A 14,497-nucleotide genomic window follows, 5' to 3' on the forward strand; every position below is an offset into this window, starting at 1 on the left:
AGCTTTGCAGTGGCATCCTGAAAGAAAATTTGAAACATCGAATGCATTGGGAGAAACAAGAAAGTTAGTAGTTAATTTTATTCAGAAACATATCAAATAATAAATGCGATAAAAAGATAAAAATGTTATGTTTATAAATTGACAGTTTTTTTGACAATGCAAAAAAAACTTATTTTAGTGTATTTTTATCTGTAATTACATTCACATATAAAAAATGATACATATTTTAAAATATAAATACTATATTTATTATATTAAATATGTTAAATTACTATCGTAACAAAGTGTTACGAAAGGGTTTAGATTTTGAAAAGAAACAGGTTTTTAGAAAGATGTCTTTCATAAAACCTGTTTCTTTGTATTTACAAAAAATGAAAGTTTTGCCTTATTGTGTTATAATTCTTAGAATAGACAATTAATAATGAATAAAGATTATGAAAAGATAAAATTTAAGGAGATAAATTTTGGAAGAGATATTAGAACAATGGAGCAAAACTTTTAATTTGAAAAATTTAAAATTGGTTGGATATCATGGCGGATATCCGATAATACAATTTGATAAAGAAGATAATATGAAATTACTTGCAATGAGTGAAAATGAAAGAAAAAGAATAATCAGAAATTGTGAGACACATGGTGGTATTGAACTTGGTGTTGGTTGGAATTTTGTAAGAACTGCCGTTTTAAGAATTAATGATGATTCAATTGTTATGGCCGGACATGAATATGTGTTAAGAAGAATGCTTGAAAAATTTATTTTATAAAGCATTTGATTTAACAGTAAAAGCATTGATATTTGACTAAATATGCCTAAAACAATGCATACTTGATGTTGAAATGGAAAAAAATTTATTGTATAATCTAATAATTATGAAAACGTTTATATTCTAAACGCTGGAGGACATACAAAATGGAAAAAGAAAACGTGAAAAGTGAAGTAACTAAAAACTTTATTGAATTGATTATCGACAAAGATTTGGAAGAAGGAAGATTTGATCATGTTCAGACAAGATTTCCACCTGAACCAAATGGATATCTTCATATTGGACATGCAAAGTCAATTCTTTTAAATTATGGTTTGGCTAAGAAATATAATGGTAAATTTAATATGAGATTTGATGATACAAATCCTACAAAAGAAAAGACAGAATTTGTAGAGTCAATTTTAAAAGATATAAAATGGCTTGGAGCTGACTGGGAAGACAGATTATTTTTTGCATCTAATTATTTTGATCAGATGTATGAGGCAGCTGTTAAGTTAATAAAAAAAGGTAAAGCATATGTATGCGATTTAACACCTGAAGAAATTAGGGAATATAGAGGTACATTAACTGAACCTGGAAAGAACAGCCCATATAGAGACAGAAGTGTTGAAGAAAATCTAGAACTATTTGAAAACATGAAGAATGGAATGTATAAAGATGGTGAAAAGGTATTAAGAGCTAAGATTGATATGTCATCTCCTAATATTAATATGAGAGATCCAATTATTTATAGAGTGGCTCATATGACACATCATAATACAGGAGATAAGTGGTGCATTTATCCAATGTATGATTTTGCTCATCCTATTGAAGATGCAATTGAACATGTAACACATTCTATCTGTACATTGGAATTTGAAGATCACAGACCTTTATATGATTGGGTAGTCACAGAACTTGAATACCCTAATCCTCCAAGACAGATTGAATTCGCAAAGTTATATTTGACAAATGTAATCACAGGAAAAAGATATATTAAAAAATTAGTTGAAGATGGAATTGTAGATGGATGGGATGATCCACGTTTAGTATCTATTGCAGCACTTAGAAGAAGAGGATTTACTCCTGAATCAATTAAGAACTTCGTTGAACTTTGTGGTATATCAAAGAGCAATAGTTCAGTTGATTATGCAATGTTAGAATATTGTATTAGAGAAGATTTAAAGACTAAGAAACCAAGAATGATGGCTGTATTAGATCCAATTAAGCTTGTAATTGACAATTATCCGGAAGACCAGGTTGAATGGTTTGATGTAGTTAATAACATTGAAAATGAAGAATTAGGAAGTAGAAAAGTTCCATTCTGTAAAGAACTATATATTGAAAGAGAAGACTTTATGGAAGAACCACCTAAGAAATATTTCAGATTGTTCCCGGGAAATGAAGTAAGACTTATGCATTCTTATTTTGTAAAATGTGTAGATTACGAAAAGGATGAAAATGGTAATGTTACTGTAGTGCATTGTACTTATGATCCGGAAACAAGAAGTGGTAATAACTTTACAGCACGTAAGGTCAAAGGAACAATTCATTGGGTATCAGCAAGACATGCTATTGAAGCTGAAGTAAGATTATATGAAAATATAGTTGATGAAGAAAAAGGAAAACTTAATGAAGATGGTTCTCTTAACCTTAATCCAAATTCACTTACAGTATTGAAGAAATGCTATTTGGAACAGGGACTTGCTGATGCAGAGCCTGAAGATAAATTCCAGTTTGTAAGACAGGGTTATTTCTGTGCAGATATTAAAGATTATACAAAAGAAAAACCGGTATATAACAGAATAGTTTCATTAAAGAGTTCTTTTAAATTACCTAAATAGAGCCAATAAAAGGTTGAGGAGGAGAAATCCTTTTCAACCTTTTATTAGTTTTAATTAAACAAAGAGAATTAACTTAAATTATATAAACAGACTTAGTTTAAATTATTCGCTATGAATTAATATAAAAATGTAAACAGATTAAAAAATGGAGAGAAGGAAGAATGGAAGAAAAATTATATACAATACCTGTAATGGATGCATTTAAGGTAGATTGTGAGTGCCCATTATGCAAAATGAGAGATGATATAGAAAACGATAATATAGCATTTGCCATGGGACCAAGTTACATGGAGGACTATATTAGATTTGAAACTGATGAAAAAGGTTATTGTTCCAGACATATAAAAAAATTATACGAATACAATAACAGATTAGGACTTGCTCTAATAATGGAAACACATTTAAAGAATGTAAAAAAGCAGGTTGATACGCTGTCTAAGGAGAAATCTTCAGGTGGATTATTTAAAAAGAAAGAAAAGAAGCCAATAACTGAATATCTGGATAAATTAAATGGAAGTTGTTTCGTGTGCGACCGTTTAAATGATACATTTGACAGATATGTTGCCACGATACTTTATTTATGGAAAAAAGAAGATAAAGATTTTTTAGAATTATATAAGAATTGTAAAGGATTTTGCTTTGAGCATTTAAATGCTTTACTTAAATATGCTGATAAAGAATTATCGGGAAATAAATTTGACGAATTTAATAAAATGACTATAGATATATTTGAACAAAATCTAGATAGAACAATTGAGGATGTAGAATGGTTTATAAAAAAATTTGATTATAGATATAAAGATGAACCATGGAAAAATTCAAAGGATGCATTAGTAAGAACAATGTACAAAACAAACGGTGTTACGGATGAAGAATGAAATAAATATAATTCTTTTACTTGTTATGAGGTAGTGAAAAATAATATAATAAAATAAGACTAATATGTATAGGAGTCGTTTTTATGAAATTAAGGAATGTTTTAATTGTTGTTAATGATATAGAAAAATCAATAATGTTATATCATGAATTATTTGGATTGGATGTAATACTAGATAATGATGGAAAATTAATAAACTTATGACAAATAGTTGGAGACAAAAAGTTATAAGATTTTATGATTTAGATGGAAACTTAATTGAAGTTGGGACAGAAGTTTAGAATTAAATTACGAAAGAGGTATTGAAATGAATATTACAGTTTATCTTGGGGCATCAGACGGAAATGATAAAACATTTAAAAGGGCAATTAAAGAATTGGGAACATGGATTGGAATAAGTGGCAACACACTTGTGTATGGTGGATCTAAAACAGGACTTATGGGAAAACTTGCAGACAGTGTATTAAATGCAGGGGGTAAAGTTATAGGAGTTGAACCACAATTTTTTATAGATGCAAAAGTTCAACATGAGGGATTAACCGAATTATTTATTACAAAAGATATGTCAGAAAGAAGAACTAAAATGATAGAATTAGGAGATGTATTTGTGACTTTTCCAGGTGGTACGGGTACTCTGGAAGAAGTGTCTGAAGTTATGTGTAAAATTTCAATGAAACAGCTTAATAATCCTTGTATTTTATATAATTTGGATGGATATTATAGCAGTTTAAAAGAATTGTTAAATCATATGATTGAAAAAGAATTTTCGTCTAAACAAAGACAGGAAGGAATTTTTTTCGCAGACAATTTAGAGGATATAAAGCAAATAGTAAATAATATATAAAAAATATATAAGCCTAAGAAGTGTATTTATTTTCATTGTGAATTAAATACACTTCTTTTTTGGCAATCTAGCTTTAGTATGGAAAAAACATGCAGTATTTAGCAAGGCATCAAAAGTATTCTTGAAAAAATTAAAGAATTATAGAAAATATACTATAAAGTATTGTCAAATCTGTGGAAAAATTCTATAATTTTTTGTGGCGAAAACTTACAATATGTCAATTAAAGAAGACTAATGATTGCAAGTGCTGATTAAGTAAAATATATATTAACGAAGGAGACTGAAATGAAAACAAGAATTGGTATTTTAGGTTATGGAAACCTGGGAAAAGGTGTAGAATGTGCAGTTAAAGAAGCTAATGATATGGAATTAGTTGCTGTATTTACAAGAAGAAATCCTAAGAATGTAACTATTTTAACAGAAAATGTTCCGGTATGTCATATTGATGAAGTTGCAGACTGGAAAGATAAGATAGATGTTATGATTTTATGTGGCGGTAGTGCTACAGATCTTCCTGTACAGACTCCACAGTTTGCTTCAATGTTTAACGTAATTGATAGTTTTGATACTCATGCAAGAATACCTGAACATTTTGCGGCAGTTGATAAGGCAGCAAAAGAAGCTGGAAAAATAGCAGTTATTTCAGTAGGTTGGGATCCTGGAATGTTCTCGCTTAACAGAGTTTATGCAAATGCAATTCTTCCAGATGGAAAAGATTATACATTCTGGGGAAAAGGTGTTAGTCAGGGACATTCAGATGCAATTCGTAGAATTAAAGGCGTTAAGAATGCAAAGCAGTATACAATTCCTGTAGAAAGTGCTTTAGAAAGAGTTAGATCGGGCGAAAATCCGGAACTTACAACAAGAGATAAGCATGAAAGAGAATGTTTTGTTGTATTAGAAGAAGGTGCAGATGCCGCTGCAGTTGAAAAAGAAATCAAGGAAATGCCAAATTATTTCTCAGATTACAATACAACAGTTCATTTCATTAGCGAAGAAGAATTAGAAAAGAATCATAGCGGAATGGCACATGGTGGATTTGTAATCCGTTCAGGAAAAACAGGAATGAATAAAGAACATAATCATATTATTGAATATAGTTTAAAATTAGATTCAAATCCTGAATTTACTACAAGTGTTTTAATTGCATATGCAAGAGCTGCTAAGCGTCTTTATGATGAAGGACAGAAAGGTTGTAAGACAGTATTAGATATTGCACCTGCATATTTAAGCGAAATGAGTGGAGAAGAATTAAGAGCTCATTTATTGTAAAATATATTTGTACAAACTGCGAAATTTACTTTTTCGGTTTTACTATGTAAAAAATCTCCCTAGATTGGGAGATTTTTTTATGAGCCCAAATTAATAAAAGGAGCCAATTGAGATGATACTTCTTATCCATACCGGAAATATCATACTGTAATGGCTCCTTTTATATTATTTAGATTTCATCAAGTTCATCATCTAAGAAATCAGTATCTTCCTTAGATGTGTTATCACCGCTCTTATCGGATGACTTTTTTAAAAAAGAGAAATGCTCTTCAACAATATCAGAATCTTTTCCACTATCATATTCATTACTATCTAAAGAATCATTATTTACTTCGATATTATCAAATGTATCATCGTTTAATTCGTCATCAAGTTCATTAAATTCATCAGGTTCTGTAGCAGCCTGATTTTCTGAGGTATTATCTGAAATACTGCTTTTATTATCAAGCTCATCATCGGTAATATTAGATTCAGTATCATATTCTTCATCGTCAGTTAGACTTGATTCGGTATTATGTTCCGTAACATTTGGTACAGATTCTTCTTCAAATATGTCTGTGCCTTCTTCAGAAATATTTGTATCTTCAAATGAATCATCGTCCTGCTTTATATCATCAATGTCTTCGAAAATATGATTTTCTTCAGAAGGTATGTCATTGTTATCAAATGTTTCGTCATTAAATGAAGAAGCATCATCTTCCTCTAATTTGACAGATGAAACAAAATCATCGTTTTCAGAGTAATTTTCATCAAAGCCGTTATTTAAATCGTCAGATTCATCAACAAAGTCATCATCTAATGATTCAAAATCATCAATGTCACTATAATCTGTATCAACAAAATCATTTTCACTATTATAATTCTTTACTTTATCAATAACTTCAGATGTTTTATCCTTTGCAAAATCAACGGCATCATTGAATAAATCTTTAGCGTTGTCAATTCTTTCTTCACCAACAAAATCTGTGATTTTGTCTTTTGCATCACTTGCTTTATCTTTAGCAAAAGTAGCAGCATCAGTTACTTTTTTTACAGCAGAATTATATTTTTCTTCGCCAACAGCATCTACAATTTTTTCTTTAGCAGAATCAGCAGCTTCTAATACTTTATCAGCAGCATTATTAGCCATTGATTTAGCTTTGTTAGAATTAAATGTAATTGTTATTTTCTGAGTCCCATTTTTGTTAGAATTTGTTTTAATATCAAAAATCTTTTCGTCATCAAAGTCTTCAAAAATATCATCTTCAGTATATTTTTCCTCTTTGCGCTTCTTTAAATAAGATACCCCTCCAACAGCAGCGCCAATAACAGCGGCTGAACCAACTAATTTTTTAAAAAATCCCATAATACAGTCTCCTTTCGTTGCCAACATTTTAATATAATTATATAACTATTTTAGACTAAAATAAAGGAGAAATACATTAAATAATGTAAAGAAATTATGACAATTTTAATATTATTTATTAAATAAATAAGGACATAATGTCATAAGTTATTGTGTGAGTAAAAAGTGAGTAAAAATAAACTCATGTATATTACATATGCTAAAAAATAGAATGTAATAAATTTACATAAATATCTATATTGAATATGAATAATAAAAATGATACTCTACCTATTAGATTAGTTAAATATTCGTAAGAAAAGAGGAAAAACAAATGAAAATTACAGAGAATGGAAAAAATACTCTAATAAATGAACTTAAAGATTTTGATTTGGAACAGACATTAGAATGTGGTCAGTGTTTTAGATTTTATAAGTTAGATAAAGAAGAATATGTTATTGTTGCAAAAAATAAAATGCTTCATATAAAACAAGATGAAAATCAACTTATATTTTATAATACTTCAAAGGAAGATGTAGAAAAAATATGGACTAATTATTTTGATTTAGATAGAGATTATGATGAAATTAAATCATATTTGTTAAAGAAGGATAATAAATTAGAAAGTGCAATTAAAGAAAATTATGGAGTTAGAATTTTAAATCAGGATTTCCATGAAGTGCTAATATCTTTTATTATTTCACAAAACAAACAAATACCTCAAATCAAGCAGATTGTAAAAAGAATAAGTGAACAATATGGTGAATATCTTGGTGAGGTAAATGGTGAAAAATACTATAGTTTCCCAAATCCTGAAAAGTTAGGGAAAATAACAGAAGAAGCATTTAGGGAAATGAAGTCCGGATTTAGGGCACCTTATTTATATGATGCATCACAAAAGCTTGCTTTGGGTGAAATAAATGAAGAATTATTTGCAAATCTAAATGAAGAAGATGGAAGAGAATTATTAAAGTCAATAAAGGGAGTGGGAGATAAAGTTGCAAACTGTGTTTTGCTATTTGGACTTGGATATAGAAATGCATTTCCTATTGATGTTTGGATTAAACGTATAATGGAAGCCATTTATTTTGGAAAAGAGACAAGTAAAGAGGAAATACAAAAATTCGCATCTAATCATTATGGTGAGTATGGAGGCTATGCACAGCAGTATTTATTTTGCTTTGGAAGAAATGGTAAAATTGGAACGAATACAGATAAAAAGAAGAAAAGTAACAATAAAAAATAAAAATAAGGGGTTGCATATTTGAAATAATTGATATATTATTAGGTTATTGGGTTAGCACTCAAAAAGAAAGAGTGCTAACAAGCTGAAAAGGAGGTAGTTTTAAATGAAATTAGTACCATTAGGAGACAGAGTAGTATTGAAACAGGCTGAACCTGAAGAAAAGACACAGTCAGGAATTATTTTGACAACACAGTCACAGGAAAAACCACAACAGGCAGAAGTAATTGCTGTAGGTCCCGGTGGAGTTGTAGACGGTAAAGAAGTAACAATGCAGGTTAAAGCCGGAGATAAAGTAATATATTCAAAATATGCAGGAAATGAAGTTAAATTAGATGGCGAGGAATATATTATAGTTAGACAGAACGATATTTTAGCTGTAGTTGAATAGCTTTAATATCATACTTATAAATTGGAAATTTGAATGGAGGTTATAAAAATGGCTAAAGAAATTAAATTTGGAGCAGATGCCAGAGTTGCGTTAGAAGCTGGAGTAAATCAGTTGGCAAATACAGTAAAAGTAACACTTGGACCTAAAGGAAGAAATGTTGTTTTAGATAAATCATATGGTGCACCACTTATTACTAATGATGGTGTAACAATTGCTAAAGAAGTTGAATTAGAAGATGCATTTGAAAATATGGGTGCACAGTTGGTTAGAGAAGTAGCTACTAAGACAAATGATGTTGCAGGTGATGGAACAACAACAGCTACAGTTTTAGCACAGGCTATGATTAATGCAGGAATGAAAAATTTAGCTGCAGGTGCTAACCCAATTATTTTAAGAAAGGGTATGCAGAAAGCTACAGATGAAGCTGTTAAGGCAATTTCAGAAATGAGTAGTAAGGTTACAGGTAAGGAACAGATTGCTAAAGTAGCTGCAATTTCAGCTGGAGATGAAGAAGTCGGAGAAATGGTTGCAGATGCAATGGAAAAAGTTTCTAACGATGGTGTAATCACAATTGAAGAATCAAAGACAATGAAAACTGAGCTTGACCTTGTTGAAGGTATGCAGTTTGACAGAGGATATATTTCAGCATATATGGCAACAGATATGGAAAAGATGGAAGCAAACCTTGATAATCCATATATTTTAATAACAGATAAGAAGATTTCAAATATTCAGGAAATTCTTCCAATTCTTGAACAGATTGTACAGAGCGGCTCAAAACTTTTAATTATTGCTGAAGATGTAGAAGGTGAAGCTCTTACAACATTAATTGTTAATAAACTTCGTGGAACATTTAACGTGGTTGCAGTTAAGGCTCCTGGATACGGTGACAGAAGAAAAGAAATGTTAAAAGATATTGCAATTCTTACAGGTGGTCAGGTTATTTCAGAAGAATTAGGCTTATCACTTGCTGAAACTAAGATTGAAGACCTTGGTCGTGCTAAATCAGTTAAGGTTCAGAAAGAAAATACAATTATCGTTGATGGCGAAGGAAATTCTGAAGAAATTCAGGGAAGAATCGCTCAGATTAAAGCTCAGCTAGCTGAAACAACATCTGATTTTGATAAAGAAAAATTACAGGAAAGACTTGCTAAGATGGCAGGTGGAGTTGCAGTTATCAGAGTTGGTGCTGCTACAGAACCTGAAATGCAGGAAAAGAAACTTCGTATGGAAGATGCTTTAAATGCTACAAGAGCTGCTGTAGAAGAAGGAATTATTTCAGGTGGTGGTTCTGCATATATTCATGCATCAAAGAAAGTTGCTAAATTAGTTGATACATTAGAAGGCGATGAAAAGACAGGCGGACAGATTATTCTTAAAGCTCTTGAAGCACCATTATTTACAATTGCACAGAATGCCGGACTTGAAGGTTCAGTTATCGTAAATAAAGTACGCGAATCAGAACCTGGAAACGGATTTGATGCATACAATGAAAAATATGTACAGATGGTTGATGCCGGAATCCTTGACCCTGCAAAGGTTACAAGAAGTGCATTACAGAATGCAACAAGTGTTGCAAGTACATTATTAACAACAGAATCGGTTGTTGCAAATATAAAGGAAGATGCACCGGCTATGCCTGCAAATCCGGGAATGGGAATGATGTAGGCATCAAAGTGGGGAGATTTTAACCCTACATCAATTTAACAAAATTATATATAGATATATTTTAAAGAAGTGCTGACAGACATGTAAATGTTTTGTCAGCGCTTTTTTGATAAAAAATACTACAATTTTGACCACAATATTAAAATATGCTATGATATTTGAATACTTAAAAATTTATGAAAAGGGTTTAGAAATAAAAACAATAAGAAATTATGGAGGGAAAACAAAATCATCTTCATATTTAAATAATGCAATCAGTGTTCCTGATAAGCCGGGAGTTTCAATTACTAATGCATGTTCAGTTGTGCTAAGTGGTAAGGGTGGAATTGATAATGTTGTAAATAATGCAGGTGCTTATGCTCTATTCTCAGGAGATATAAGCAGAGTTATGTCTTATTGCAATGGTAATGCAGTTGCTGAACCAAGATTACAGAAATTCATTACTATGACAACAGTAAACGGTGTGCCAAAAAAGAAAGTGTATACAGGTAAAAATATTACATTTAAAAATATTGAAATCACATATAGAGATGTAACTTTAAGAGAAGGCATTGATTATACAATAACATATAAAAATAACAAAAAAATCGGTAAAGCCACAGTTAAAATTAATGGAATAGGTATTTACAATGGAACACAGAATGTTACATTTAATATTGTTCCTGCAAAAGCAAATATTAAGGCAAAAGGCTTGAAGAACAAAATTAATGTAAAATTATCGAAGATTAAAGGTACATCAGGTTTTGAAATAGTATATTCTTTAAAGAAAAATTTCAAGAAAAAACATATAGTAACATGTAAGAAAAATAAATATACAATCAAGAAACTTGCAGGCAAAAAAACATATTATGTAAAAGCCAGAGCTTTTAAGAAGAATAATAAAAAGAAAATTTATGGAAACTTTAGCAAGACTATAAAGGTAAAAGTAAAAGCGTAGAAGTAAACAAAACTAGTACTTAGAATTTAATCATAATTAAATCTTAAGAAATTGAGTGACGGAATTTAAAAAACATTAGATATTCTATAATCAAATAGAATGTGTTTTAGAAAAGGAGCAGAAAATGTACAACATATTAGTATGTGATGATGACAAAGAAATCGTAGAAGCGATTGATATTTATTTATCAAAAGAAGGTTATAATGTAATTAAGGCTTACGATGGATTAGATGCAATTGAAAAATTGAAGTCAAACGAGGTACAGCTTCTATTAATTGATGTAATGATGCCTAAGCTTGATGGATTAAGAGCTACTTTAAAAATCAGAGAAAACAGTAGTATACCTATTATTATTTTATCTGCTAAATCAGAAGATTCAGATAAAGTAGTAGGACTTGATGTGGGAGCGGATGATTATATTACAAAGCCGTTTAATCCGTTAGAGTTGGTTGCCAGAGTTAAATCACAGATACGAAGATATACACAGTTTGGAAATATAGCCGAAAAGAAAAGCAATACATATGTTGTTGGAGGCCTTGAGATTGACGACGACAGAAAAATGGTTACGGTTGATGGTGAACCTGTAAAAGTAACACCATATGAATATAACATTTTGCTTCTGCTTATCAAGAATCCGGGAAGGGTTTATACAATTGAGCAGATATATGAAAGTGTTTGGAATGAACCTGCAATTTCTGCTGACAACACTGTAGCTGTTCACATAAGACACATTCGAGAAAAGATAGAGATTAATCCAAAAGAACCAAGATATTTAAAAGTAGTTTGGGGTTTAGGATATAAAATCGAAAAAATGTAGGAGTGTACCTTATGAAAAAATGGAAAACAATTTTTAATGTTTTAATTGCCATAGGAATTGTGGGAATATGTTATTCTTCTATGTACTTCGAGTTTAACGATAAAACTATAATGTCCAGAAATGAGGCAATGAGAAATTACAATAATATTGTTGAATCATCATTTTCAGCATTGTTATCAGATGTTGGAAATATTGCAACATATTATGATAAATATGGTAAAGATGAAAATGCGGTATTGCCTAACTCCAGTTATACTATAAAGCAATTGATTGAAATGTATGATAAACAGGATATTTCATCAGAGTATAATATGGGTGACTATTATGGAAATAGTGATTATTATGATAATGGCAGATATGAAGACGACAATAATGCATATAGTGATTATTTAGAGTATTCAAGTGATTATAATTTACAGGATTTTATGGATAGAAATCCTGAATATAGTTCAACTGAAAGTAAAGCAATTTTTAATTTCTTTTGTGATTATTCACTGTATAAATATTCGAGTAAGTATATGAATAATATAGATTCAAATGTATCGTACAAGATTTCGTATACCGATGTAGATGGGCAGCATATAGAATATAATACACAGGATGCCGAGAAGATTCTTACATCAAATGAATATAAAGAATATTTTTTGTATGACCAGTTGAACGATATAAAAATCTGTACTTTAGATAAACAGTTTTTTACAGCTGAAATATTTAACAGCAAGTGTAAAACATTTACAGATTACAATGATTTATATGTTTTAATGGCTGTTAATACAACATACCCATATGATACTAATTTAAGTTATTATGTAAAAGATGTAGTTACTTCAAAAAAGGAAATTTTAAAATACAACATAATGATTGTTATTCTTGGACTTAGTTGTGTGATTGCAGGTATAGCAGGTATTGGACTTGCTATTACAACAGGCAAGAATAAATGGAAGGAACCGGCATATTTATATACTATTGATTATTCATGGTGGGATTTAGTTGCAGTATCAGGTTTTGTTGTGACCTTAATTATTAATGCAGCATCCAGAGGTTTTTATACTGATGAAATTGATAATGTAATTAATCAAAACATTCTTAAAATAGTTTTATCAGCAATAATTTTTGTATGCTCAGAAATTATCGTTCAATTTGTAATGAGTATTATACGTAGATTAAAAGCAAAATCCCTCATTAGAACAAGTCTGCTTTATATTGTATTTAAGAAAAGCGAAGCGTTGTGGACTAATTTAAAAACAACGGTTAAAGTTATTATTTTTATGATAGTGATTATTACAGTCGCTTTAATAGACAGTGCGATTTATAGCATATTTTATTCTTTTGGTTTATTAGTTATAGCATTGCTAATAGAAACAGTAGCTTTAGCAGTTGTATTGTGGAAGTTTTTGGTTGAATATGAATTTATAAATGAAGAAACAGATAAGATTGCAAGCGGAGATACAAAAAGAACGATAAACGAAAAGCTTTTTTTTGGAATTAACCGTAGAATGGCACATAGTGTAAATAGTATTGGAATGGGAATTGATAAGGCAGTTGATCAGAATGTTAAGAATGAACGTATGAAAACAGACCTGATAACTAATGTATCACATGACATTAAAACACCTCTTACATCAATTATTAACTATGTTCATTTGTTAGATCAGGAAGAACTCGAAAATGAAAAGGCACAAGGATATGTAAAGATTTTGGAAGAAAAATCAAATCGTTTGAAGATACTTGTAGATGATTTAGTTGAAGCATCTAAGTTAAGCTCCGGAACAATTAAATTGACAAAAACAAAGATTAATCTTACAGAACTTATCAGACAAAGTTTAGGTGAATATGAAGAAAAATTTGAAGATAAGAAACTAAATATTGTTACAAATTTTCCTGAAGATGAAGTTTATATTTTTGCTGATGGAAGAAAAATGTGGAGATTATTAGAAAATCTTTATGGAAATATTTACAAATATGCTTTGGCTAATACAAGAGTATATATTGATGCGAATATTGTTGGCTCAAAAGTAAGAGTTGAAGTTAAAAATATTTCTGAGAGTCAGTTGAACTTTAACAGTGATCAGTTAACGGAAAGATTTATTAGAGGTGATGTTTCAAGAAGTACTGAAGGTAGTGGATTAGGATTATCTATAGCACAAAGTATAGTTGAAAATCACGGTGGAACATTTGATATTATTTTGGATGGAGATTTATTTAAAGTAATATTTGTAATGGATTTAATTAAATAAAAAGTTTTTTCCTAATAAGAAATGTGATAAAATAAGTTTATATGTTATCATAGATATAGTTATGATAAGAAATGATTTAACAAAGCAGATTTGGAGCAATCATATGAATATAAATGAATTGAAGGGCATTGGAGAAAAAACAGAAAAAGTATTTAATAAAGCAGGCATTCATACAACGGATGACCTGCTTAAATACTATCCAAGGAATTATGATATATATGAAATGCCGTTGTGGATACGTGATTTAAAATGCAATCAAATTTGTGCAGTAAAAGCAATAGTTTACAAACAAATTGAAAT

General features: G+C 29.9%; 16 protein-coding genes (1 of these 16 cut by a window edge). 15 read left to right on the top strand and 1 reads right to left on the bottom strand.

Translation table 11 applies throughout. The annotated features are described in order from the left end of the window. From ABMA45_RS08770 to ABMA45_RS08805, 8 genes are all read left to right on the top strand, one after another. A protein-coding gene (locus ABMA45_RS08770; RefSeq protein WP_022089516.1) for a gamma-glutamyl-gamma-aminobutyrate hydrolase family protein crosses the window boundary here: on the top strand, positions 1 to 100 show its final stretch. The gene continues 2,999 nt to the left of window position 1, outside the view; 100 of the gene's 3,099 nt are visible here — the last part of the coding sequence; its start codon lies off the left edge, out of view; the stop codon is at positions 98 to 100. A 364-nt stretch (positions 101 to 464) separates the two neighbouring features. Next, positions 465 to 764: a hypothetical protein gene (locus tag ABMA45_RS08775; RefSeq protein ID WP_022089517.1), complete on the top strand. Its 300-nt coding sequence runs from the start codon at positions 465 to 467 to the stop codon at positions 762 to 764. Between the two features lie 146 nt (positions 765 to 910). Further along, entirely contained in the window at positions 911 to 2,587 is a 1,677-nt protein-coding gene (locus ABMA45_RS08780; RefSeq protein WP_022089518.1) for a glutamine--tRNA ligase/YqeY domain fusion protein, read from the top strand. Positions 2,588 to 2,748: 161 nt separating this feature from the next. Next, positions 2,749 to 3,465 carry a DUF6062 family protein gene (locus ABMA45_RS08785; protein WP_022089519.1) on the top strand — a complete coding sequence of 239 codons (717 nt, stop codon included), beginning with the start codon at positions 2,749 to 2,751 and terminating at the stop codon, positions 3,463 to 3,465. An 83-nt stretch (positions 3,466 to 3,548) separates the two neighbouring features. Next, entirely contained in the window at positions 3,549 to 3,668 is a 120-nt protein-coding gene (locus ABMA45_RS08790) for a VOC family protein (RefSeq protein WP_022089520.1), read from the top strand. Continuing rightward, positions 3,665 to 3,745, top strand: a complete 81-nt coding sequence (locus tag ABMA45_RS08795) for a hypothetical protein (protein ID WP_346432176.1) — start codon at positions 3,665 to 3,667, stop codon at positions 3,743 to 3,745. Before ABMA45_RS08790 ends, ABMA45_RS08795 begins: the two co-directional genes overlap by 4 nt. A gap of 26 nt (positions 3,746 to 3,771) precedes the next feature. Then, positions 3,772 to 4,308 (top strand): LOG family protein, encoded by a 537-nt coding sequence (locus tag ABMA45_RS08800; RefSeq protein ID WP_022089521.1) that lies wholly within the window; start codon positions 3,772 to 3,774, stop codon positions 4,306 to 4,308. Positions 4,309 to 4,593: 285 nt separating this feature from the next. Then, a complete protein-coding gene (locus tag ABMA45_RS08805; RefSeq protein ID WP_022089522.1) occupies positions 4,594 to 5,580 on the top strand; it encodes a diaminopimelate dehydrogenase in 987 nt (328 codons plus the stop codon). 169 nt (positions 5,581 to 5,749) lie between these two features. On the opposite strand, the gene ABMA45_RS08810 is transcribed toward ABMA45_RS08805, so the two are convergent. Then, the gene (locus tag ABMA45_RS08810; protein WP_022089523.1) at positions 5,750 to 6,925 is read right to left on the bottom strand and encodes a hypothetical protein; all 1,176 of its coding nucleotides are present in this window, start codon (positions 6,923 to 6,925) and stop codon (positions 5,750 to 5,752) included. Between the two features lie 313 nt (positions 6,926 to 7,238). Between ABMA45_RS08810 and ABMA45_RS08815 the strand changes: the two genes are divergently transcribed. From ABMA45_RS08815 to ABMA45_RS08845, 7 genes are all read left to right on the top strand, one after another. Next, positions 7,239 to 8,150 (top strand): DNA-3-methyladenine glycosylase family protein, encoded by a 912-nt coding sequence (locus ABMA45_RS08815; protein ID WP_022089524.1) that lies wholly within the window; start codon positions 7,239 to 7,241, stop codon positions 8,148 to 8,150. A 103-nt stretch (positions 8,151 to 8,253) separates the two neighbouring features. Continuing rightward, positions 8,254 to 8,538 (top strand): co-chaperone GroES, encoded by a 285-nt coding sequence (gene groES / locus ABMA45_RS08820; RefSeq protein WP_022089525.1) that lies wholly within the window; start codon positions 8,254 to 8,256, stop codon positions 8,536 to 8,538. Between the two features lie 48 nt (positions 8,539 to 8,586). Continuing rightward, positions 8,587 to 10,206: a chaperonin GroEL gene (gene groL / locus ABMA45_RS08825; RefSeq protein WP_022089526.1), complete on the top strand. Its 1,620-nt coding sequence runs from the start codon at positions 8,587 to 8,589 to the stop codon at positions 10,204 to 10,206. Between the two features lie 151 nt (positions 10,207 to 10,357). After that, positions 10,358 to 11,143, top strand: coding sequence for a hypothetical protein (locus ABMA45_RS08830; RefSeq protein WP_022089527.1), 786 nt, complete (start codon positions 10,358 to 10,360; stop codon positions 11,141 to 11,143). A 124-nt stretch (positions 11,144 to 11,267) separates the two neighbouring features. Then, positions 11,268 to 11,960, top strand: a complete 693-nt coding sequence (locus tag ABMA45_RS08835; protein WP_022089528.1) for a response regulator transcription factor — start codon at positions 11,268 to 11,270, stop codon at positions 11,958 to 11,960. An 11-nt stretch (positions 11,961 to 11,971) separates the two neighbouring features. Then, positions 11,972 to 14,197, top strand: coding sequence for a sensor histidine kinase (locus tag ABMA45_RS08840; protein WP_022089529.1), 2,226 nt, complete (start codon positions 11,972 to 11,974; stop codon positions 14,195 to 14,197). Positions 14,198 to 14,300: 103 nt separating this feature from the next. Further along, positions 14,301 to 14,497 (top strand): hypothetical protein (locus ABMA45_RS08845; RefSeq protein WP_348030180.1); only part of this gene is annotated, 197 nt, incomplete at its 3' end.

This window comes from Eubacterium sp. CAG:156 (genome assembly GCF_000434315.1).
Lineage (GTDB): Bacteria > Bacillota > Clostridia > Lachnospirales > Lachnospiraceae > Eubacterium_U > Eubacterium_U album.

What these genes read in the sequence shown, in the direction of transcription:
- ABMA45_RS08790 (WP_022089520.1), top strand. Translation starts at nt 3,549, where the DNA reads ATGAAATTAAGGAATGTTTTAATTGTTGTTAATGATATAGAAAAATCA.
- ABMA45_RS08805 (WP_022089522.1), top strand. Translation starts at nt 4,594, where the DNA reads ATGAAAACAAGAATTGGTATTTTAGGTTATGGAAACCTGGGAAAAGGT.
- ABMA45_RS08815 (WP_022089524.1), top strand. Translation starts at nt 7,239, where the DNA reads ATGAAAATTACAGAGAATGGAAAAAATACTCTAATAAATGAACTTAAA.
- ABMA45_RS08780 (WP_022089518.1), top strand. Translation starts at nt 911, where the DNA reads ATGGAAAAAGAAAACGTGAAAAGTGAAGTAACTAAAAACTTTATTGAA.
- groL (WP_022089526.1), top strand. Translation starts at nt 8,587, where the DNA reads ATGGCTAAAGAAATTAAATTTGGAGCAGATGCCAGAGTTGCGTTAGAA.
- ABMA45_RS08830 (WP_022089527.1), top strand. Translation starts at nt 10,358, where the DNA reads ATGATATTTGAATACTTAAAAATTTATGAAAAGGGTTTAGAAATAAAA.
- ABMA45_RS08835 (WP_022089528.1), top strand. Translation starts at nt 11,268, where the DNA reads ATGTACAACATATTAGTATGTGATGATGACAAAGAAATCGTAGAAGCG.
- ABMA45_RS08795 (WP_346432176.1), top strand. Translation starts at nt 3,665, where the DNA reads ATGACAAATAGTTGGAGACAAAAAGTTATAAGATTTTATGATTTAGAT.
- ABMA45_RS08810 (WP_022089523.1), bottom strand. Translation starts at nt 6,925, where the DNA reads ATGGGATTTTTTAAAAAATTAGTTGGTTCAGCCGCTGTTATTGGCGCT.
- ABMA45_RS08785 (WP_022089519.1), top strand. Translation starts at nt 2,749, where the DNA reads ATGGAAGAAAAATTATATACAATACCTGTAATGGATGCATTTAAGGTA.
- ABMA45_RS08840 (WP_022089529.1), top strand. Translation starts at nt 11,972, where the DNA reads ATGAAAAAATGGAAAACAATTTTTAATGTTTTAATTGCCATAGGAATT.
- ABMA45_RS08800 (WP_022089521.1), top strand. Translation starts at nt 3,772, where the DNA reads ATGAATATTACAGTTTATCTTGGGGCATCAGACGGAAATGATAAAACA.
- groES (WP_022089525.1), top strand. Translation starts at nt 8,254, where the DNA reads ATGAAATTAGTACCATTAGGAGACAGAGTAGTATTGAAACAGGCTGAA.